Annotated in this window: 19 protein-coding genes; 11 read left to right on the plus strand and 8 right to left on the minus strand. The window is 64.5% G+C overall.

The annotated features are described in order from the left end of the window. The first annotated feature begins 134 nt into the window (after positions 1-134). From RRX38_RS09860 to RRX38_RS09870, 3 genes are all read left to right on the plus strand, one after another. A complete protein-coding gene (locus RRX38_RS09860) occupies positions 135-2,888 on the plus strand; it encodes a response regulator (protein WP_315962376.1) in 2,754 nt (917 codons plus the stop codon). An 80-nt stretch (positions 2,889-2,968) separates the two neighbouring features. Then, a complete protein-coding gene (locus tag RRX38_RS09865) occupies positions 2,969-3,406 on the plus strand; it encodes a hypothetical protein (protein WP_315962377.1) in 438 nt (145 codons plus the stop codon). Next, positions 3,403-3,801, plus strand: coding sequence for an META domain-containing protein (locus tag RRX38_RS09870; RefSeq protein WP_315962378.1), 399 nt, complete (start codon positions 3,403-3,405; stop codon positions 3,799-3,801). Before RRX38_RS09865 ends, RRX38_RS09870 begins: the two co-directional genes overlap by 4 nt. Before the next feature lie 264 nt (positions 3,802-4,065). On the opposite strand, the gene RRX38_RS09875 is transcribed toward RRX38_RS09870, so the two are convergent. Further along, positions 4,066-4,533: a TlpA disulfide reductase family protein gene (locus RRX38_RS09875; RefSeq protein WP_315962379.1), complete on the minus strand. Its 468-nt coding sequence runs from the start codon at positions 4,531-4,533 to the stop codon at positions 4,066-4,068. Between the two features lie 127 nt (positions 4,534-4,660). Here RRX38_RS09875 and arsC point away from each other — a divergent pair, with 127 nt between their 5' ends. The 3 genes from arsC (at position 4,661) to RRX38_RS09890 (ending at position 6,442) form a co-directional block, all read left to right on the plus strand. Continuing rightward, on the plus strand, positions 4,661-5,014 hold the full coding sequence (gene arsC, locus RRX38_RS09880; RefSeq protein ID WP_295470800.1) for an arsenate reductase (glutaredoxin): 354 nt from the start codon (positions 4,661-4,663) through the stop codon (positions 5,012-5,014). Beyond that, a complete protein-coding gene (gene wrbA, locus RRX38_RS09885; protein ID WP_295470801.1) occupies positions 5,011-5,616 on the plus strand; it encodes an NAD(P)H:quinone oxidoreductase in 606 nt (201 codons plus the stop codon). The genes arsC and wrbA overlap by 4 nt, the downstream gene beginning before the upstream one ends. A gap of 154 nt (positions 5,617-5,770) precedes the next feature. Continuing rightward, positions 5,771-6,442, plus strand: a complete 672-nt coding sequence (locus tag RRX38_RS09890) for a DNA-3-methyladenine glycosylase I (RefSeq protein ID WP_315962380.1) — start codon at positions 5,771-5,773, stop codon at positions 6,440-6,442. A 1-nt stretch (position 6,443) separates the two neighbouring features. Here RRX38_RS09890 and ttcA read toward each other — a convergent pair whose 3' ends face one another. Next, the gene (ttcA, locus tag RRX38_RS09895) at positions 6,444-7,268 is read right to left on the minus strand and encodes a tRNA 2-thiocytidine(32) synthetase TtcA (RefSeq protein WP_295470805.1); all 825 of its coding nucleotides are present in this window, start codon (positions 7,266-7,268) and stop codon (positions 6,444-6,446) included. Here ttcA and RRX38_RS09900 point away from each other — a divergent pair. From RRX38_RS09900 to RRX38_RS09910, 3 genes are all read left to right on the plus strand, one after another. After that, positions 7,267-7,416, plus strand: a complete 150-nt coding sequence (locus tag RRX38_RS09900; protein ID WP_315962381.1) for a hypothetical protein — start codon at positions 7,267-7,269, stop codon at positions 7,414-7,416. The two genes, ttcA and RRX38_RS09900, sit on opposite strands and share 2 nt — an antisense overlap. A gap of 122 nt (positions 7,417-7,538) precedes the next feature. Continuing rightward, positions 7,539-8,138 carry a Yip1 family protein gene (locus RRX38_RS09905; RefSeq protein ID WP_315962382.1) on the plus strand — a complete coding sequence of 200 codons (600 nt, stop codon included), beginning with the start codon at positions 7,539-7,541 and terminating at the stop codon, positions 8,136-8,138. 88 nt (positions 8,139-8,226) lie between these two features. Next, a complete protein-coding gene (locus RRX38_RS09910; protein WP_295470810.1) occupies positions 8,227-8,721 on the plus strand; it encodes a SprT family zinc-dependent metalloprotease in 495 nt (164 codons plus the stop codon). Positions 8,722-8,789: 68 nt separating this feature from the next. On the opposite strand, the gene RRX38_RS09915 is transcribed toward RRX38_RS09910, so the two are convergent. From RRX38_RS09915 to RRX38_RS09925, 3 genes are all read right to left on the minus strand, one after another. Then, a complete protein-coding gene (locus RRX38_RS09915) occupies positions 8,790-10,136 on the minus strand; it encodes a dicarboxylate/amino acid:cation symporter (protein WP_315962383.1) in 1,347 nt (448 codons plus the stop codon). Positions 10,137-10,566: 430 nt separating this feature from the next. Beyond that, positions 10,567-11,913, minus strand: coding sequence for an ATP-binding protein (locus RRX38_RS09920; protein ID WP_315962384.1), 1,347 nt, complete (start codon positions 11,911-11,913; stop codon positions 10,567-10,569). Further along, a complete protein-coding gene (locus tag RRX38_RS09925) occupies positions 11,910-12,587 on the minus strand; it encodes a response regulator (protein ID WP_295470818.1) in 678 nt (225 codons plus the stop codon). Before RRX38_RS09925 ends, RRX38_RS09920 begins: the two co-directional genes overlap by 4 nt. 248 nt (positions 12,588-12,835) lie before the next feature. Between RRX38_RS09925 and RRX38_RS09930 the strand changes: the two genes are divergently transcribed. Beyond that, positions 12,836-13,624: a dienelactone hydrolase family protein gene (locus RRX38_RS09930; protein WP_295470820.1), complete on the plus strand. Its 789-nt coding sequence runs from the start codon at positions 12,836-12,838 to the stop codon at positions 13,622-13,624. A gap of 54 nt (positions 13,625-13,678) precedes the next feature. Beyond that, the gene (locus RRX38_RS09935; RefSeq protein ID WP_315962385.1) at positions 13,679-14,404 is read left to right on the plus strand and encodes a 4'-phosphopantetheinyl transferase; all 726 of its coding nucleotides are present in this window, start codon (positions 13,679-13,681) and stop codon (positions 14,402-14,404) included. Between the two features lie 53 nt (positions 14,405-14,457). Here the strand turns inward: RRX38_RS09935 and fhuF are convergent, their stop codons facing one another. The 3 genes from fhuF to RRX38_RS09950 are packed head-to-tail and all read right to left on the minus strand — an operon-like array spanning position 14,458 to position 17,497. Next, on the minus strand, positions 14,458-15,153 hold the full coding sequence (gene fhuF, locus RRX38_RS09940) for a siderophore-iron reductase FhuF (protein WP_315962386.1): 696 nt from the start codon (positions 15,151-15,153) through the stop codon (positions 14,458-14,460). Then, entirely contained in the window at positions 15,150-16,772 is a 1,623-nt protein-coding gene (locus RRX38_RS09945) for an ATP-binding protein (RefSeq protein WP_315962387.1), read from the minus strand. Before RRX38_RS09945 ends, fhuF begins: the two co-directional genes overlap by 4 nt. Beyond that, on the minus strand, positions 16,769-17,497 hold the full coding sequence (locus tag RRX38_RS09950) for a response regulator transcription factor (RefSeq protein ID WP_295470825.1): 729 nt from the start codon (positions 17,495-17,497) through the stop codon (positions 16,769-16,771). The genes RRX38_RS09945 and RRX38_RS09950 overlap by 4 nt, the downstream gene beginning before the upstream one ends. Positions 17,498-17,745: the final 248 nt, after the last annotated feature.

Below are 17,745 nucleotides of genomic sequence, written 5' to 3' on the forward strand. Positions count from 1 at the left end.
GCGACTGCCAAGCGGCCAGGCATGTAATATGCCTGCCATTCAATGGCTACACTGCCCTGTGCCGCCGGTCCGCGACCCTCGGCGTGCGGCACGAACATGACCTTCCGGAATGCCCGGAGCGCTGGAGAACGCATGTGCTGACCAAGCTGGGAATCAAGAGCCGGGTTCTGCTGCTGACCATTCTGCCCACCAGCCTGATGGCCATGGTGCTGGGCGGCTATTTCACCTGGATGCAACTGTACGAATTGCAGAACCAGTTGCTGGTGCGCGGCGAGATGATCACCCGCCAATTGGTGCCCCTCGCGGCCCCGGCGCTGGGCCACAAGGACAAGAGCATCCTCAACCGCATCGCCACCCAGTGCCTGGAAGAAACCGACGTGCGCGCGGTGACCTTCCTGGATGCCGACCGCAACGTCCTGGCCCACGCGGGCCCCAGCATGCTCAACCCGGCACCCACCGGCCAGGGCACGCAACTGCTCAACAGCACCGGCAGCGACGCCACCCGTTACCTGCTGCCGGTGTTCGGCAGCCAGCGGCACCTCACTAGCCCCATCGTGCCCGAAGAGGCCGACCGCCTACTGGGCTGGGTGGAAATGGAAATCTCGCACAATGGCACCCTGCTGCGTGGCTATCGCAGCCTGTTCGCCAGCCTGCTGCTGATCCTCTCGGGGCTGGGTATCACCGCGATCCTGGCGCTGCGCATGAGCCGCAGCATCAACGAGCCGTTGAGCCGCATCAAGCAGGCGGTCAGCCAGCTCAAGGAAGGCCATCTGGAAACCCGCCTGCCGCCGTTGGGCAGCCAGGAACTCGATGAACTGGCTTCGGGCATCAACCGCATGGCCTCGACCCTGCAGCATGCCCAGGAAGAACTGCAGCAGAGCATCGACCAGGCCACCGAAGACGTGCGCCAGAACCTTGAAACCATCGAGATCCAGAACATCGAACTGGACCTGGCCCGCAAGGAGGCCCTGGAAGCCAGCCGCATCAAGTCGGAATTCCTCGCCAACATGAGCCACGAAATCCGTACCCCGCTCAACGGCATCGTCGGCTTCACCCACCTGCTGCAGAAAAGCGAGCTGACGCCGCGGCAGGTCGACTACCTCAATACCATCGAGAAGTCCGCCGACAGCCTGCTGAACATCATCAACGAAATCCTCGACTTCTCGAAGATCGAGGCCGGCAAGCTGGTGCTCGACGACATTCCGTTCAACCTGCGCGACCTGCTGCAGGACACCCTGACCATCCTCGCCCCGGCTGCGCATGCCAAGCACCTGGAACTGGTCAGCCTGGTCTACCGCGACACCCCGGTGGCGCTGAGCGGCGACCCGCTGCGCCTGAAGCAGATCCTCACCAACCTGGTCAGCAATGCCATCAAGTTCACCCGGGAGGGCACCATCGTCGCTCGCGCCATGGTCGAGGAAGAGACCGACGACAGTGCGCACCTGCGCATCAGCGTGCAGGACACCGGCGTGGGCCTGTCCAGCGAGGACCTGCGCGCCCTGTTCCAGGCCTTCAGCCAGGCCGACAATTCGCTGTCCCGGCAGCCTGGCGGTACGGGTCTGGGGCTGGTGATTTCCAAGCGTCTGATCGAACAGATGGGCGGCGAGATCGGCGTGGAGAGCACGCCGGGGGTGGGCTCGGAGTTCTGGATCAGCCTGAAGCTGCCCAAGGCCCGCGACGACTCCGAGGACCCGGTCGTACAGCCGTTGCAAGGGGTGCGTGTGGCGATCATGGAACGCCACGAACTGGCGCGCCAGGCCCTGGAGCATCAGCTGGAGGACTGCGGCCTGGAGCCGCTGGTGTTCAAGAACCTGGAAACCCTGATCAATGGCGTTACGGCTGCGCACCAGAGCCCCACGGCCATCGAGCTGGCGGTGATCGGCGTGACCAGTTGCGAGATTCCGCCCGAACGCCTGCGCCAGTCCATCTGGGACCTGGAAAATCTCGGCTGCAAGGTGCTGGTGCTGTGCCCGACCATCGAACAGTCGCTGTTCCAGGTCTCGGTGCCGGATGTCTACACCCAGCTGCAGGCCAAGCCGGCCTGCGACCGCAAGCTGCGCCGGGCGCTGACCGACCTGATCCAGCCGCGCCATGTGCGCACCGAAAGCGCCCTGCCCCAGCCCAGCCGGGCACCGCGCATCCTCTGCGTGGACGACAACCCGGCGAACCTGCTGCTGGTGCAGACCCTGCTCGAGGACATGGGCGCCAACGTACTCGCGGTGGAGAGCGGCTATGCCGCCGTGCAGGCGGTCCAGCACGAGCGCTTCGACATGGTGCTGATGGACGTGCAGATGCCCGGCATGGATGGCCGCCAGGCCACCGAGGCGATCCGCGAGCTGGAAGCCGAGCGGCAGAGCAGCGCGTTGCCGGTGGTCGCTCTGACTGCCCACGCCATGGCCAATGAAAAGCGCTCGCTGCTGCAAAGCGGCATGGACGACTACCTGACCAAACCGATCAGCGAGCGCCAGCTGGCCCAGGTGGTACTCAAGTGGACCGGGCTGGCGCTGCGCGCGCCCACCCCGGAAGCCCAGGTCGACAACGACGTCGTTCACTTGGGCCCGCTGGTGCTCGACCCCGAAGAAGGGCTGCGCCTGGCCGCTGGCAAGGCTGACCTGGCCGCCGACATGCTGGCCATGCTCCTGGCTTCGCTGGATGCCGATCGCGAGGCGATTCGCGCAGCCCGCTCGATCACCGACATCCAGGCGCTCATCGAGCGCATCCATCGCTTGCACGGTGCCACCCGCTATTGCGGTGTGCCGCAATTGCGGGCCGCCTGTCAGCGTGCCGAGACCCTGCTCAAGCAGGACGACCCGCATGCCGACGAAGCACTGGACGAACTGGACAAGGCCATCGCCCGCCTGGCTGCCGAAGCCCGGGTATCGGCCTGAGACTGACTCGCCGCCAGGTGTCCGGCGGCGAGCCCGAGGGTCGACGACATGCTAAGATGCCGCCGCATTTTGGAGGACCCATGATCGAACACGATTTCCGCTACAGCATGCTCAACCCTCAACACACCCTCACCGAGTGCCGCACCCTGGCGCCGGGCCGCTACCAGGTGACCGGCAACGGCGGGTCGATCCAGGGCGGCGACCAGCTGCTGGTCACGCTCAAGGGCAGCAAGAGCCTCTACATGCGCCTCACCGTGGAAAAGGTCCGCCACCTGATCAACCCGCCAGGGCAGTGGGTCGCAGTGGCCAATGGCCCGGTGTTCGATGAGCTGGCGATCCATGAATGGAGCGTGCAGTGCGACAGCTGCAACGCCGAGTTGAAGTTCGAGTTCTCGGTGGAAAGCAAGCTGGGCGCCAAAGCGCAGAAACCTGCCGCCGTCGCACGCATCGCCGAGCTGGGCTGGAAAACCGACGGCGACCGCCATGTGTGCCGCCAGTGCCAGGTGCAACCGCAATGAAACCTGTAGGGCTGATCCTCCTGGCCGGCGCATTGCTGCTGGCCGCCTGCGCCAGCGAGGCGCCACGCATCGAACATGAGCACAGCTATGCGCTGGAATGGATCGGTGAGCGCCCCCTGGTGGACCGCAGCGGCATGACCATGACCCTGGGCGCCGATGGCCGCGCCTATGGCAATGCCGGGTGCAACCACTGGTTCGCCAGCTACACCCTGCAGGAGCAGTCGATCACCTTCGGGCCGGTCGGTCGCACCCGCAAGCTGTGCGTGGAAGCCTTGATGGAACAGGAGCAGCGCTTCATCGACACCCTGCCCAAGATCCAGCGCTGGGATATCTCGCCGATGGGCCAGTTGCGCCTGTGGCCAGCCGAGGACAAGCCGCTGCGTTTCTGGCCTTGACGGGCCAGAGGAAAATACTCCGGCTGACACCAACACGGGTCAGCTGGTCGTAATCGGACCTTGTTGGAGCTTGCTCGCGATCGCTGCCTCAAGCTTCCAGCAGATTCGCTGGCTTCACCGGACTTTTCGCGAGCAAGCTCGCTCCAACAAAAGCCCGGATGCCTTGACTTGCCAGTACTGCGGCTAGAGCCGGAGCGATGCTTCTCCCACCGCATTACCCGGTAGCAACGGCTTCAGCCGCGAAAAGGCTGGCGGGCAGACTGACTAGCCTTCCCCACGCAACGCCTTGAGGCGGGCAGTAACGCCGGCGGCGGTCTGTTCGCCCAGCAACTGCTCACGCATCTTGCCCTTGTCATCGATGATGTAGGTCACCGGCAAGGCTTCCGCGGTAGGCAGGTCGTAACGCTCAGCCGGGTCCTGGGCCAGCACGGTGAATCGGATACCCAAGGTCTCGGCGGCCTTCTTCAGCTCATCACCCTGCAGGTTGTCGAAGTTGACTCCCAGCACCGTGACGTTCTGATCCTTCACCTGTTCGGCCAACTGATTCAGCTCGGGAATCTCCACCCGGCAAGGGCCGCACCATTCGGCCCAGTAATTGATGACCAGCCAGTGTTTGTCGATGCGCTCGCTGGCAACCTTCTGGCCATTCTGGTCAGTGCCCAGGTCTACGCCACAGCCGCTGAGCAGCATACTGCCCACCAGCGCTACCACCGCCGCCAATCGCCTTGCCATCTGTGTTTCCTTCTATCGCTCTGAACTGTGCATATGACACTCGATGCAACCAATCGGCACCGATTATGTCGATCAGTACCATGGCGCGGGTAGAATACGCGCCACCCTGGACAAGATGCGACCTGAAATGACCGATCTGACCCTGTATCACAACCCGCGCTGCTCGAAATCCCGGGCGGCCCTGGAACTGCTCGAATCCCGCGGCCTGCACGCGCAGGTGGTGCTGTACCTGCAGACCCCGCCGGACGCCGCCCAGTTGCGCAGCCTGCTCGGCAAACTGGGCATCGCCCCGCGCCAGCTGCTGCGTAGCGGCGAAGACGAATACAAGGACCTGAACCTGGCCGACCCGGCGCTGAGCGACGAGCAACTGATCGCCGCCATGGTTGCCCATCCCAAACTCATCGAGCGGCCGATCCTGGTCGCCGGTGAACGTGCGGCGATTGGTCGCCCCACCGAAAACCTGCTGGAGCTGCTGCCGTGACCACGCCCTACGTTCTGGTGCTGTTCTACAGCCGCAACGGCTCGACCAGCGAGATGGCCCGGCAGATCGCCCGTGGCATCGAGATGGGCGGCATGGAAGCGCGGCTGCGCACCGTACCGGCAGTGTCCGCCGACTGCGAGGCCAGTGCACCGGATGTACCGGAAAGCGGCGCGCCCTACGCCACCCTCGACGACCTCAGGCATTGCTCGGGGCTGGCCCTGGGCAGCCCGACGCGCTTTGGCAACATGGCCGCACCGCTCAAGTACTTCCTGGACGGCACCAGCAACCTGTGGCTGACCGGTGCCCTGGTGGGCAAACCTGCGGCAGTGTTCACCTCCACCGCCAGCCTGCACGGCGGCCAGGAGACCACGCTGATGTCCATGCTGCTGCCGCTGCTGCACCACGGCATGCTGATCACCGGCCTGCCCTACAGCGAGTCGGCCCTGCTGGACACCACTGGCGGCGGCACCCCCTATGGCGCCAGTCACCATGCCGGCCAGGACGGCAAACGCCCACTGGACAAGCACGAGACCGAGCTGTGCCGCGCACTGGGCCAGCGCCTGGCGAAAATCGCCGTGGCGTTGTCAGGCCAATCCGCCTGAGCACAGCGCCTGGTCGAAGTCGTGCCTGACAGGGCTGGATCCCGCCCCCTGCAGGACCGGCTTTGGCCGGGAAGGCTTCATCGGCTGATGCCACCCTGCCCGTCCGTTGTACGACCCGACAGCCCTGCAGTGCAAACCCTGACCTGGAGTTCCGATGCTCGATTACCAATGGCTCAACGAGTACTGCCTGAACCGTTTCGGTTCGGCCAAGGCCCTGGAGGCGCAGTTGCCGGTGCCGCGCACCGCGCAGCAGCTGGAGGCCCTCGGCGATGACCGCTACCTGTCCACCCTGGCGCTACGGGTGTTCCGCGCCGGACTAAAGCACAGCCTGGTGGACGCCAAGTGGCCGGCCTTCGAGCAGGTGTTCTTTGGTTTCGATCCGGAAAAGGTCGTATTGATGGGCGCCGACCACCTGGAGCGGCTGATGCAGGACACGCGCATCATCCGTCACCTGGGCAAGCTCAAGAGCGTGCCGCGCAATGCCCAGCTGATTCTCGACATCGCCCGTGAACATGGCAGCTTCGGGCGCTTCATCGCCCAGTGGCCGACGGACGACATCACCGGCCTGTGGCAATACCTGGGCAAGCACGGCAGCCAGATGGGCGGGCTGTCCGCGCCGCGCTTCCTGCGCATGATCGGCAAGGACACCTTCGTGCCGAGCAATGACGTGGTGGCCGCCTTGCGCGCCCAGGACATCATCGACAAGGTGCCGACCAGCAAGCGCGACCAGGCCATCGTGCAGGCCGCGTTCAACCAGTGGCAGGCGCAGAGCGGCCGGCCACTGTGCCAGCTATCGGCGATGCTGGCCTACACGGTGAATCACTGAATCACAGGTTGACCACGTTGACGAAGCGCGACGCTGCGCTTTCGTCCATGCGCAGGCTGGCGAAGTCGAACAGATTGCGATCGGCCAGCTGCGACGGTTGGACATTCTGCAGGGCGCGGAAAATGTTCTCGACCCGGCCCGGGGTCTTGCGCTCCCACTCCTGAAGCATCTCCTTGACCACCTGGCGCTGCAGGTTCTCCTGTGAGCCGCACAGGTTGCAGGGGATGATCGGGAACTGCTTGAAGTTCGAATAGGCCTGGATGTCCTTCTCATGGCAGTACGCCAGAGGGCGGATCACCACGTTGCGCCCGTCGTCGGAGCGCAGCTTGGGCGGCATGGCCTTGAGCGAGGCGTTGAAGAACATGTTGAGGAAGAAGGTCTCGACGATGTCATCGCGGTGATGACCCAGGGCCATCTTGGTGGCGCCGATTTCGTCAGCGAAGGTGTACAGGGTGCCACGGCGCAGGCGCGAGCACAGCGAACAGGTGGTCTTGCCTTCCGGAACCAGCTCCTTGACCACCGAGTAGGTGTCTTTCTCGACGATGTGGTACTCGACGCCCAGGGTCTCAAGGTAAGCCGGCAGCACGTGCTCGGGGAAACCCGGCTGCTTCTGGTCCATGTTCACCGCCACGATGTCGAACTTGATCGGCGCGACCTTCTGCAGGTGCATCAGCACGTCGAGCATGGTGTAGCTGTCCTTGCCACCGGACAGACAGACCATGACCTTGTCGCCGTCCTCGATCATGTTGTAGTCGGCGACGGCTTCGCCGGCCAGCCGACGCAGGCGTTTCTGCAGTTTGTTCTGATTGACTGAAAGAGTGCCCATGATGCTGGTGGTTTCCGCTGCAAGGTTCGACAACATGGCAGCGCAGGCTGGAATTGGCCGCCGCGCCGCTGAAAGGGCCGACATTTTACGCACAACCTTCGCATCATTGAACATGCCGCTACGCTTGGTGCCGGCTATTAGCGTCTGACGACCGATTGCCAAACGCTCTAAGCCTTTGCTCCGGGGCATTGCCGCGCTTTCTATACTTGCCAATGGAGTCTGTGACCCGACGATCGGTGGCCAAAAGGTGCGCCGGTGAGGAGAGATACCGTGATCAATCATGTCTGGGGCCTGTTCACCCATCCGCAACGCGAATGGCGGGCCATCGGCCAGGAAGACGAGAGCATCGGCCACCTGTACCTGACCCATACCCTGGTGCTGGCGGCCATCCCGCCGATCTGTGCGTTCATCGGCACCACGCAGGTCGGCTGGGTCATCGACGACCGCCCGGCGGTGCTGCTGACCCCGGGTAGCGCGCTGACGATGGCCTTGCTGTCGTACCTGACCATGCTCGCCGGGGTCGCGGTGATGGGCGGGTTCATCCACTGGATGGCGCGCACCTACGATGCCAATCCCACCCTGGCGCGCTGCGTCGCCTTTGCCACTTACACCGCGACACCCTTGTTCATCGGCGGCCTGGCGGCGCTCTATCCGCACCTGTGGCTGGGCATGCTGGCCGGGACGGCGGCCATCGCCTACACGGTGTACCTGCTGTACACCGGCCTGCCGACGTTCATGAGGGTCCCGCCCGAGGAAGGCTTCATGTTCGCCAGTGCGGTGCTCTCGGTGGGGCTGGTGGTCCTGGTGGCGATCATGGCCTTTACCGTGGTGCTCTGGGGCCTGGGGGCCGGCCCGCAGTACATCGCCTGAAGCGACGCCGCGACGACCAGTGGGCGGGCGGGTTTCCGACCGCCGCCTGCCTTGCGGCATACTGGGCGCCACTGGAGAGTTGTCACGCATGCCCGAGTTACTGAAGTCCCGCGTCGAAACCTGTTACCAACAAGCCGAAGCCTTTTTCAAACGCCCCTTCAAGCGCCCGCAGGTGAGCTTCAAGCTGCGCGGCCAGAAGGCCGGTGTCGCGCACCTGCACGAGAACATGCTGCGCTTCAATCCGCAGCTGTACCGTGAGAACCGCGACGACTTCCTGCGCCAGACCGTCCCCCACGAGGTGGCTCACCTGATCGCTCACCAACTGTTCGGCAGCCATATCCAGCCCCACGGCGAGGAATGGCAGTTGATCATGCGCGGGGTCTACGACCTGCCCCCCAACCGCTGCCACAGCTATGCCGTGCAGCGCCGCCTGGTGACCCGCTACATCTACCGCTGCCCTTGCCCGGAAAGCGACTTTCCGTTCACCGCACAGCGCCATCGCCTGGTTGCCCAAGGCCGTCGCTACCTGTGCCGACGCTGTCGGCAGACCCTGGTGTTCAGTGGCGAAACCCGTATCGAATGACAGGCCAGCGAAGCGCCAGAAACGAAAAAGCCCATCCGAAGATGGGCTTTTTCATGTCCGAGGCGTAATCAGACGTTTGGCTTGCTCAGGCTGGCAGGCGCGGCACCTTCAGCGACACCCAGGTCGTCTGCCGGACGCGGGTCGACCAGCGCCGAACCACCGGAGGCCAGCTCGGCCTGCAGCTTGTCGTTGTCCAGCTCGCCCACCCACTTGGCGACCACCAGGGTAGCCACGGCGTTGCCGACCAGGTTGGTCAGGGCGCGGGCTTCAGACATGAAGCGGTCGATACCCAGGATCAGCGCCAGGCCGGCCACCGGCAGGTGACCCACCGCCGACAGGGTGGCTGCCAGGACGATGAAGCCGCTACCGGTGACACCGGCAGCCCCCTTGGAGGACAGCAGCAGCACCAGCAGCAGAGTGATCTGGTGGGTGATGTCCATATGGGTGTTGGTGGCCTGGGCAATGAACACCGCCGCCATGGTCAGGTAGATCGAAGTACCGTCAAGGTTGAAGGAGTAGCCGGTCGGAATGACCAGACCCACCACCGACTTGTTGGCACCCAGGCGTTCCATCTTGATCAGCATGCGTGGCAGGGCCGATTCCGAAGAGGAAGTACCCAGGACGATCAGCAGCTCTTCACGAATGTAGCGGATCACCTTGGAGATGGTGAAACCGTGCGCACGGCAGATGGCGCCCAGTACCAGCATCACGAACAGGAAGCAGGTGATGTAGAAGCAGATCATCAGCTGGCCGAGCTGCACCAGGGTGCCCACGCCGTACTTGCCGATGGTGAAGGCCATGGCACCGAAGGCACCGATAGGAGCCAGCTTCATGATCATGTTGATGATGTTGAACATCACATGGGCGAAGCGATCGATGAAGTCCAGCACCGGACGGCCGTAGGCGCCCAGGCGATGCAGGGCGAAGCCGAAGATCACCGAGAACATCAGCACCTGCAGGATGTCGCCGTTGGCGAAGGCACCGACGATGGTGTTCGGGATCACGTTGAGGATGAAGCCAATGACGCTCTGGTCCTTACTGGCCGTGACATAGGCAGCGATCTTCGAGGCGTCGAGGGTGGCCGGGTCGATGTTCATACCCACGCCAGGCTGGACGACGTTGACCACGATCAGGCCAATGATCAGCGCGAGGGTGGAAACGATTTCGAAGTACAGCAGCGCGTAACCGCCGGTCTTGCCGATCGACTTCATGTTCTGCATGCCGGCGATGCCACTGACGACGGTACAGAAGATGATGGGGGCGATGACCATTTTGATCAGCTTGATGAAGCCGTCGCCCAGGGGCTTCAGGGCTTCACCGGTCTGCGGATAGAAGTGACCGATCAGGATACCGATCACGATGGCCACGATGACCTGGAAGTACAGGGATTTGTAGATAGGCTGACGAGTCGTCATTGTAGTTATCCTCAAGAGCTTCACCCATGCAGTTCCAGCGTAGGTGTTGCCTATAAGCGCTAACCCTCCTGCACTGGAGGGATTTGTTGTGTCGAGCTGCGCGGCGCAGGCCTCTGCCAGATACGTAGCAACCCGCATGCCAGGCTTTGCCTGACTGCTTGAAAGCCTTGTACTACAAGGCTCACAGCCTTGACAGCAGGGTTTCGCGAAACCCACAGGTGGCGGATTTCCGCCTCTTCAGTGCGTGCACCGGAGGAAAGTGGCGGGTATCCGCCCACTAATGGCCTAAGAATGGCCACCCTGACAGGAAAGGACTGGCGGGTGCGCGGGCGTGCAAACGTCGACAAGCGCCCGCCGGGGACTCAATGGCGGATTATCGCCGGTAGGGCATCGGGGAAGACGCCATTGACCCACGCACGTCGCGGGCCGTTCACTCGGCCATGAAATGAATACGGAACAGCGCACCGCCCAGCGGCGACTCGTCCAGCGTCAGGCGCGCGCCGTAGCTTTCGATGATGTCCTTGACCACCGCCAGGCCGATGCCCTGCCCCGGATTCTGCCGATCGAGCCGTTCGCCACGTTCCAGAATCCGCGCCCGCTGGCTGGCGGGTACGCCCGGCCCATCGTCTTCGACGCACAACTCGTCTCCTTCCGGGTGGCTGACGAAGCTCACCCGTACTTCACCCAGGCACAGCCGGTAGGCGTTCTCCAGCAGGTTGCCGAGCATTTCCATCAGTGCCGCTTCTTCCATGGGCACCTGGCTGTCTTCCGGTACCTCCAGGCTGACCTTGACCGATTTGTCGCGGTACACCTTCTGCAGCGTGCTGCACAGGCTTTCGACCACCGGGCGCAGGGTCACGTAATGGCGCACCAGGCCGCTCTTGCGCAGGCTGGCGCGTTGCAACTGGTAGCCAATCTGCTGGCTCATGCGTTCGATCTGCGATTGCAGCACGCGGGCCTGCTCGACGTCCTCCGGGCGCTTGGCGATGTTCTCGCTGACACCTTGCAACACGGTCAGCGGAGTCTTGAGGCTGTGCGCCAGGTCACCCAGCGAATCACGGTAGCGGATACGCTGCTCACGCTCGCTGCGCAACAGGCGGTTGAGCGAGTCGGTGAGACGCAACAGCTCACTGGGGTGGTTCTCGCTGAGACTTTCACGCTCGCCGGCCTCGACCTGGTCCAGCTCCTGGCTGAGCCCCTTGAGCGCCCGCAGGCCCCAGGTCAGTCCCAGCCACAGCAAGCCGAGCAGCACCGTCAGTGCCGCACCAAAGCCGAGGTAGAGCTTCTTGCGCAGTTGCCCGACGGTTTCCTGGTAACCATGCAAGGGTTGCACGGCGACGATGCTGAACGCGGCATTGCGCCCGCCCAACAGGCGGATCTCTACGTCATAGACGAAGAACTGGTCGCCGTTGTCGGCCTTGACCTTGGTGAACTTGCTGCCCTGGCCGTCGTACACCGGGCGGTAGTCGAGTTCCTCGCCCTCACTGGCCAGCGAACGCCACACCAGTTGCCCGTCACGGTTGAAGATGTAGCCATGCAGGCGGCTGCCGGGCAGGTTGAACTGCTCGCCGGGCAGCAGCGATGGCATCAACAGGCCGCCATTCTCGACCCGAGCAGCGGAAATCATGGTGGTCACGTCGGCGGCCAGGCGCTGCTCGATGGCACCACGCAGCGCCAGGCTGAAGGCGCTCTGCAAGGCCGGCAGCATCAGCAACATGAAGATCACCGCCAGGGTGGCGGCGCCGAGCATCAGCCGCAGGCGCAGCGAACGAATCATGTACAGCGCTCAGTGAACAGGTAGCCCATGCCTCGCACGGTTTCGATGGGTTTGAAGGCGGCGGCGGTATCCAGCTTGCGGCGCAGGCGACCGACCAGCACCTCGATGACGTTCGGATCACGCTCGTCATCGTCGGGGTACAGCTGCTCCATCAGGCGCTCTTTGGGCACCACTTGCTGATGATGCAGCATGAGGTATTCAAGAATGCGGTATTCATAGGCGGTCAGCGGCAGCGGCTGTTCTTCCAGCGCCGCCTGCTTGCGGTTCAGATCCAGCAGCAGCGGGCCGGCAGTGATGGTCGACTGGATGAAACCACTGGAACGCCGCAGCAACGCATTGAGCCGCGCCTCGAGCTCTTCGAACTGGAACGGCTTGACCACGTAGTCATCGGCACCGGCGGCCAGCCCCTCGACCTTGTCCTGCCAGTTGCCACGGGCGGTGAGGATCAGGATCGGGAACGCCTTGCCCAGATTGCGCAGTTGGCGGATCAGCTCCAGCCCGCTCAGGCCCGGCAGGCCCAGGTCGATGATCGCCAAGTCGTGGTTGAACTGCCCCACCTGGTACAGGGCCTCTTCGGCGTTGGCCACCGCCTCGACCACATGCCCGGCCTCGCTCAAGCGCGTACGCAAGTGATGGCGCAGCAGCGCCTCATCCTCGACCACCAACAACTTCATGCAGCTCTCCCGGATGCCCGCGCATCCTCAGGACTAATGACGGCGGTCCGCAGACCGCCAGGCAAGCGCCCGATCCATAGGCTGCATCATAGCGGTCTTGTGCCGCCACGAGCCATGGCCTGGACATCCTTGGATCCACAGTAATGCCCAGGCGCTGAACCCCGACTGAACACTCGCCGCACACGCCAGCCGGCAAATCGTATAGGCTTTGGCGTGTTTTCCCCCCCTCTCGTACAAAGGAATTGCACATGCGTGTCTGGATTGCATTGACCCTGATGGGCCTGGCCGGCATGGCCCAGGCCGCGGTGAAGACCGAGCAGATCAACTACAAGAGCGCCGACGGCACCCCGCTGGTGGCTTACTACGCGTATGACGATGCGATCAGCGGCAAGCGCCCCGGCGTGCTGGTGGTCCATGAATGGTGGGGCCTGAACGATTACGCCAAGCGTCGCGCACGCGACCTGGCCGAACTGGGCTACGCCGCCATGGCCATCGACATGTACGGTGAAGGCAAGAACACCGAGCACCCCAAGGACGCCCTGACGTTCATGCAAGCGGCACTGAAAGACAGCGACGCCTCCAACAAGCGCTTCGACGCCGGCCTGCAGGAGCTGAAGAAGCAGGCGCAGACCGACCCGGCGAAAATCGCCGCCATCGGCTACTGCTTCGGCGGCAAGGTCGTACTCGACGCGGCGCGTCGCGGTGAACCGCTGGCCGGCGTGGTCAGCTTCCACGGCGCCCTGGCGACCCAGAGCCCGGCCAAGCCAGGTATCAAGGTGCCGATGCTGGTCGAACACGGCGCCGCCGACAGCATGGTCACCGCCAAGGACGTGGAAGCCTTCAAGCAGGAAATGGATGCCGCCAAGGCCGACTACAAGTTCGTCAGCATCGAAGGCGCCAAGCACGGCTTCACCAACCCCGACGCCGACCGCCTGAGCCATGGCGAACACGGTGGCCCGGACATCGGCTACAACAAGGCCGCCGACCAGAGTTCGTGGGCCGACATGCAAGCCTTCTTCAAGAAGATCTTCGGTTAACCCTGCACGGGGAGCGGCGCCGACCGCTCCCCTGCCCACGCCAGACAGCTCGCCATGACCTTCACAGCCCCTCTTCCCGCCTGCTGCCCCGAACTCCAGCATCACTGGCCACTGCCGACACCACTTAAAGGGGTGGTATTAATAAGTGGCCATTTCGACCCCGCCCAGCTCACCCCCGACGACTGGGCGCGCAGCGGCATCACCCCACCGCCCAGCATCCAGCGTTCAGTGGCCAAGCGCCAGGCGGAATTTCTCGCCGGGCGGCTGTGCGCCCGTGAAGCCCTGCACCGGCTTGACGGACGCCTGTACGTACCGGCCATCGGCGACGATCGTGCGCCGGTCTGGCCGGCCGGTCTGTGTGGTTCGATCACCCACAGCACCGGCTGGGCCGCAGCCATCGTCGCCCAGTCCGGAACCTGGCGTGGCCTGGGCCTGGACGCCGAAACCCTGTTGCCCGAAGAACGCGCCCTGCGTCTGGCCGGAGAAATTCTCACCGCCGATGAGCTGCAGCGCCTGCATGCCCTGAGCGGCGACCAGGCTGCACTGGGCGTGACCCTGACCTTTTCCGTCAAGGAAGCCCTGTTCAAGGCCCTCTACCCCATCGTCGGCAAGCGTTTCTATTTCGAAGATGCGCAAGTGCTGAGCTGGTCCGCCGATGGCCAGGTCGAGCTGCAACTGCTCTGCGACCTTTCCCCGGAGTGGCACCACGGCAAACGCCTGCAAGGTCAGTTCGCCCTGCATGATGAGCACCTGCTGAGCCTGGTGGCGGTGGCGGGCTGACCAAGCGGTGAACGTGGCGCAGGCGGCGAAAAGCGTCCCGGTCCAAGCCGGTCTTACAGCTTCGCTAGGGCTTCAATCGGCAGCGGGCAGTGCTCGCAACGCCCTACCCAGGCCACGCGATGGCTCAGGCAGCAGGCCCGCCGCTGGTAGCGCGGTACATACACGACGCTGCGGTACAGCGGATTGCGTCGGCCATCGCTGCGCCGGGCCTGTTCCAGCAGCGGTCGCCCGCGCTCTGCCAAGGAGGTCTCCAGGCACCGCAGGCAGGCGTCCAGCGCTTCGCCGGCACTGCTCCACAACACCGCACGCGGCAGTTCGCCGTAAACACCGAGCCGGGTAATCAGCGGGGTCAGCAGGTCGTCCAGCAGCGCATCGAAGGCCTGCAACGGTTCGTCTGCGTTCGTGACCCGGCGGCTGCCTGCTTCGACAAACAGCAGGCCATCGGGTAGGCCGCGCTCGTCCACGGCGATAGCCAACTGGTCGAGGCGCAGTGGCCAGTGCCAGTCGCGGGTGAGGATCGCCACCAGCACCGGCGTAATCAACAGTCCAAACAGGTACTTGGCCCATTGCGACACCAGCACCGGGCGCTGCGCCGGCATCAGTTGCGCACCATAGAGCTGCAGCAGCAAGGCTTCCAGCGATTCGTCACGCACCAGCGCCGAAAGCGCGGTCAGTGCCCGACCATGGCCCTCGCCCAGCACCCGACAGCCGAACCCGTGCAGTTCGACTTCCAGCGAAACGCCGCTCAAGGCTCGACCTTCTCGACGGCCTGCACCCGCGGCCAGGCCAGGCTGAAGCGTGCGCCGCCCAGGCGCTCGCTGCGGCCGATCAGCGCACGGCCCTGATGCCAGTTGATGATCCGTCGCACGATGGACAAGCCCAGGCCATGCCCGCCCGAAGCCCGCGTACGGCTGTCATCCAGGCGCATGAACGGCGTGAAGATCCGCTCCCAGGCGGCTTCCGGTACGCCAGGGCCATCATCCTCGACATCCAGCCGGCAACGCCCATCCTCGACCCGGTAACTGATGCTGACCTGGGACTCAGCATGGCGCATGGCATTGCTTACCAGGTTCTGGATGGCGCGCCGCAAATAGCGTGGCTCGGCTTCGACCCAGCACGCCGAGGCGCCGTCCTCGCCGCCTGACGAGCCGCGCAGCAGGCGCACCAGCGGGCGCAACGGTGCCAGCTCGGCGATCACCTGGTCGATCATCGCGTCGAGGTCGACCCGCTGGAAATCCAGGTTCGGCGTACCCTGCTCCAGGCGCGCGTAAGTGAGCATCTCGTCGACCAGCTTGTCGAGGTCCTGGATGTCGTTGTCCATGCCCAGAATGTAACGACGGCGGGCCGCTTCGTTGTCCGCGTCCTGAATCATCTCCAGGCCGAAGCGCAGCCGCGCCACCGGTGTACGCAGCTCGTGCGACACCGCGCGCACCAGCTCACGCTGAATGGTCAGCGAACGCTGCAGATGCTCGGCCATGCTGTTGAAGGCAGTGGCCAGGCGCCCCACCGAATCGTTGCCGCCGCTGGGCACCCGCGTCTGCAGACTGCCCTGGGCGATCTGCGTGGCGGCGGCTTCCAGGGCCTGCACCCGCCGCTCCAGCCTGCGCACCAGGCGATAGACCACCACACCGATGAAACACAGGCCCAGCAAGGCGATGATCACCAGGGCCTCGGGCGGGTAAGGTCGCAACTGATACAGCGGGCCCAGTTCCAGGACCCAATGGGTATCGACGATGCCGGACAGCACGCGGATCGAGTCGCCGCCCTTGCCCAGGGCCATCACCGTATCGCCTTCATAGATGCGGCGGCGCTGGTCGTCGTCGAGGTCGGCCTGGTCCAGGGCCAGCAACTTGAGGTCGAAGCCGAAGCCCTTGTCGCGCTTCAAGGCCTGCAGGCGCGCCGGCTGCTCGTCCGCCGGGGCGCGCACCAGTTCGTCGATCAGCAGGTAAAGGGTGGCGCGAGCCAGTTGCTCGGTAATCTGCTGCACCTCCCCGGTAAGCAGCAACGGCTCGCTGACGCTCAGCTGGCGGAACACCCGCGCCGCGTGCGGGCCGGTCTGCTCCACCAGCACCTGGCCGCGCTGCAGGCGGCTGCGCGCGCCGCTGTCCAGCCCCGCCTGCTCGGCATCGAGCAGGCTCAGCGGAATGCCCAGCAGGCGTTCCCAGATCGCCAGGGCGCGCTGGCGCTGGATGCCGTTCATGCTGGCCAGGTTATCGCCCATCAGGGTGAAGGTGCCATGCGCCAGGCGCTCACGGTACTGCTCGCCGCGCTGCTGGTTGAGCCAGTGCAACGACAGCACACCGAGCAGCGCGACCAGCACCAGCACTGCCAGCACGCCGCCATAGATACGCAGGAAGATGGCGTTCATGCGCGGGCCAGGCCGTGCAGCTGGCGTGCGGCCTCGGGCACGAACAGGTAGCCCTTGTTGCGCACGGTCTTGATCAGCCGGGGTTGTTCCGGGTCATCGCCAATGCGTGGGCGAATGCGCGAAATGCGTACGTCGATGGAGCGGTCCTGGCCGTCGTAACCCACGCCGCGCAGGGCGGTGAAGATTTCTTCGCGCGACAGCACCCGCCCGGCGTTGCTCACCAGCAGCCACAGCAAGTCGAACTCGGCACCGGTCAGCTCGATGGTGCGGCCTTGCAGCCACGCTTCACGCAGGGCGTTGTCGACCCGCAGCGCGCCGAACTCCAGATGGCTCGCTGCGCTGGCCGCCAGCGGCTCGCTGCGGCGCAACAGGGCATGGATGCGCGCCAGCAGCACCCTGGGGTGTACCGGCTTGCAGACGAAGTCGTCGGCGCCGGTGTCCAGCCCCTGCACCTGGTCGCTATCGTCAGTGCGGGCGGTGAGCATGAGTATCGGCCCGGTGTAGACAGGACGCACCCGCCGGCAGATGCTCAGGCCGTCTTCGCCGGGCAGCATCAAGTCGAGTATCACCAGGTCGGGGCATTCATCGAGGATGCGCCCGGCCGCGAGGGCGCCATCGCCTTCCAGGCTCACCTGAAGGCCGTTAGCCATCAGGTAGTCGCGGGTCAGCTCAGCCAGGCGCTGGTCGTCCTCCACGATCAAGACACGCCAGGATTGCTCACTCATGGATCGCCTCCGTTCTCTCCTGTGGCGAGTGTAGCAACGCCACCGGGCTTGCCCCAGTGCCAGCTGCCCTGCGGGCGCATTGCCGCAGCCGCGTGACAGCCCCTTGTGCGAGACGATTTTTGTGATAGGGTGCGCGCCCTTCGAAACATGCCCAACCGCCGATACCCTCCGAAAAAAAACGGTGACGAACGGTCCAGCCCAACAGGGTTGCGGCCTGCACCGCCTTTTGCCCCCGTGGATGCACAAAG

This window comes from Pseudomonas sp. DTU_2021_1001937_2_SI_NGA_ILE_001 (assembly GCF_032463525.1).
GTDB lineage: Bacteria > Pseudomonadota > Gammaproteobacteria > Pseudomonadales > Pseudomonadaceae > Aquipseudomonas.

Coding starts and splice junctions, on each gene's coding strand:
- RRX38_RS09870 (WP_315962378.1), top strand. CDS start 3,403: ATGAAACCTGTAGGGCTGATCCTCCTGGCCGGCGCATTGCTGCTGGCC.
- RRX38_RS09945 (WP_315962387.1), bottom strand. CDS start 16,772: ATGAACGCCATCTTCCTGCGTATCTATGGCGGCGTGCTGGCAGTGCTG.
- arsC (WP_295470800.1), top strand. CDS start 4,661: ATGACCGATCTGACCCTGTATCACAACCCGCGCTGCTCGAAATCCCGG.
- ttcA (WP_295470805.1), bottom strand. CDS start 7,268: ATGGGCACTCTTTCAGTCAATCAGAACAAACTGCAGAAACGCCTGCGT.
- RRX38_RS09890 (WP_315962380.1), top strand. CDS start 5,771: ATGCTCGATTACCAATGGCTCAACGAGTACTGCCTGAACCGTTTCGGT.
- RRX38_RS09875 (WP_315962379.1), bottom strand. CDS start 4,533: ATGGCAAGGCGATTGGCGGCGGTGGTAGCGCTGGTGGGCAGTATGCTG.
- RRX38_RS09930 (WP_295470820.1), top strand. CDS start 12,836: ATGCGTGTCTGGATTGCATTGACCCTGATGGGCCTGGCCGGCATGGCC.
- RRX38_RS09935 (WP_315962385.1), top strand. CDS start 13,679: ATGACCTTCACAGCCCCTCTTCCCGCCTGCTGCCCCGAACTCCAGCAT.
- RRX38_RS09910 (WP_295470810.1), top strand. CDS start 8,227: ATGCCCGAGTTACTGAAGTCCCGCGTCGAAACCTGTTACCAACAAGCC.
- RRX38_RS09900 (WP_315962381.1), top strand. CDS start 7,267: ATGATGCTGGTGGTTTCCGCTGCAAGGTTCGACAACATGGCAGCGCAG.
- RRX38_RS09925 (WP_295470818.1), bottom strand. CDS start 12,587: ATGAAGTTGTTGGTGGTCGAGGATGAGGCGCTGCTGCGCCATCACTTG.
- RRX38_RS09950 (WP_295470825.1), bottom strand. CDS start 17,497: ATGAGTGAGCAATCCTGGCGTGTCTTGATCGTGGAGGACGACCAGCGC.
- RRX38_RS09915 (WP_315962383.1), bottom strand. CDS start 10,136: ATGACGACTCGTCAGCCTATCTACAAATCCCTGTACTTCCAGGTCATC.
- RRX38_RS09920 (WP_315962384.1), bottom strand. CDS start 11,913: ATGATTCGTTCGCTGCGCCTGCGGCTGATGCTCGGCGCCGCCACCCTG.
- RRX38_RS09865 (WP_315962377.1), top strand. CDS start 2,969: ATGATCGAACACGATTTCCGCTACAGCATGCTCAACCCTCAACACACC.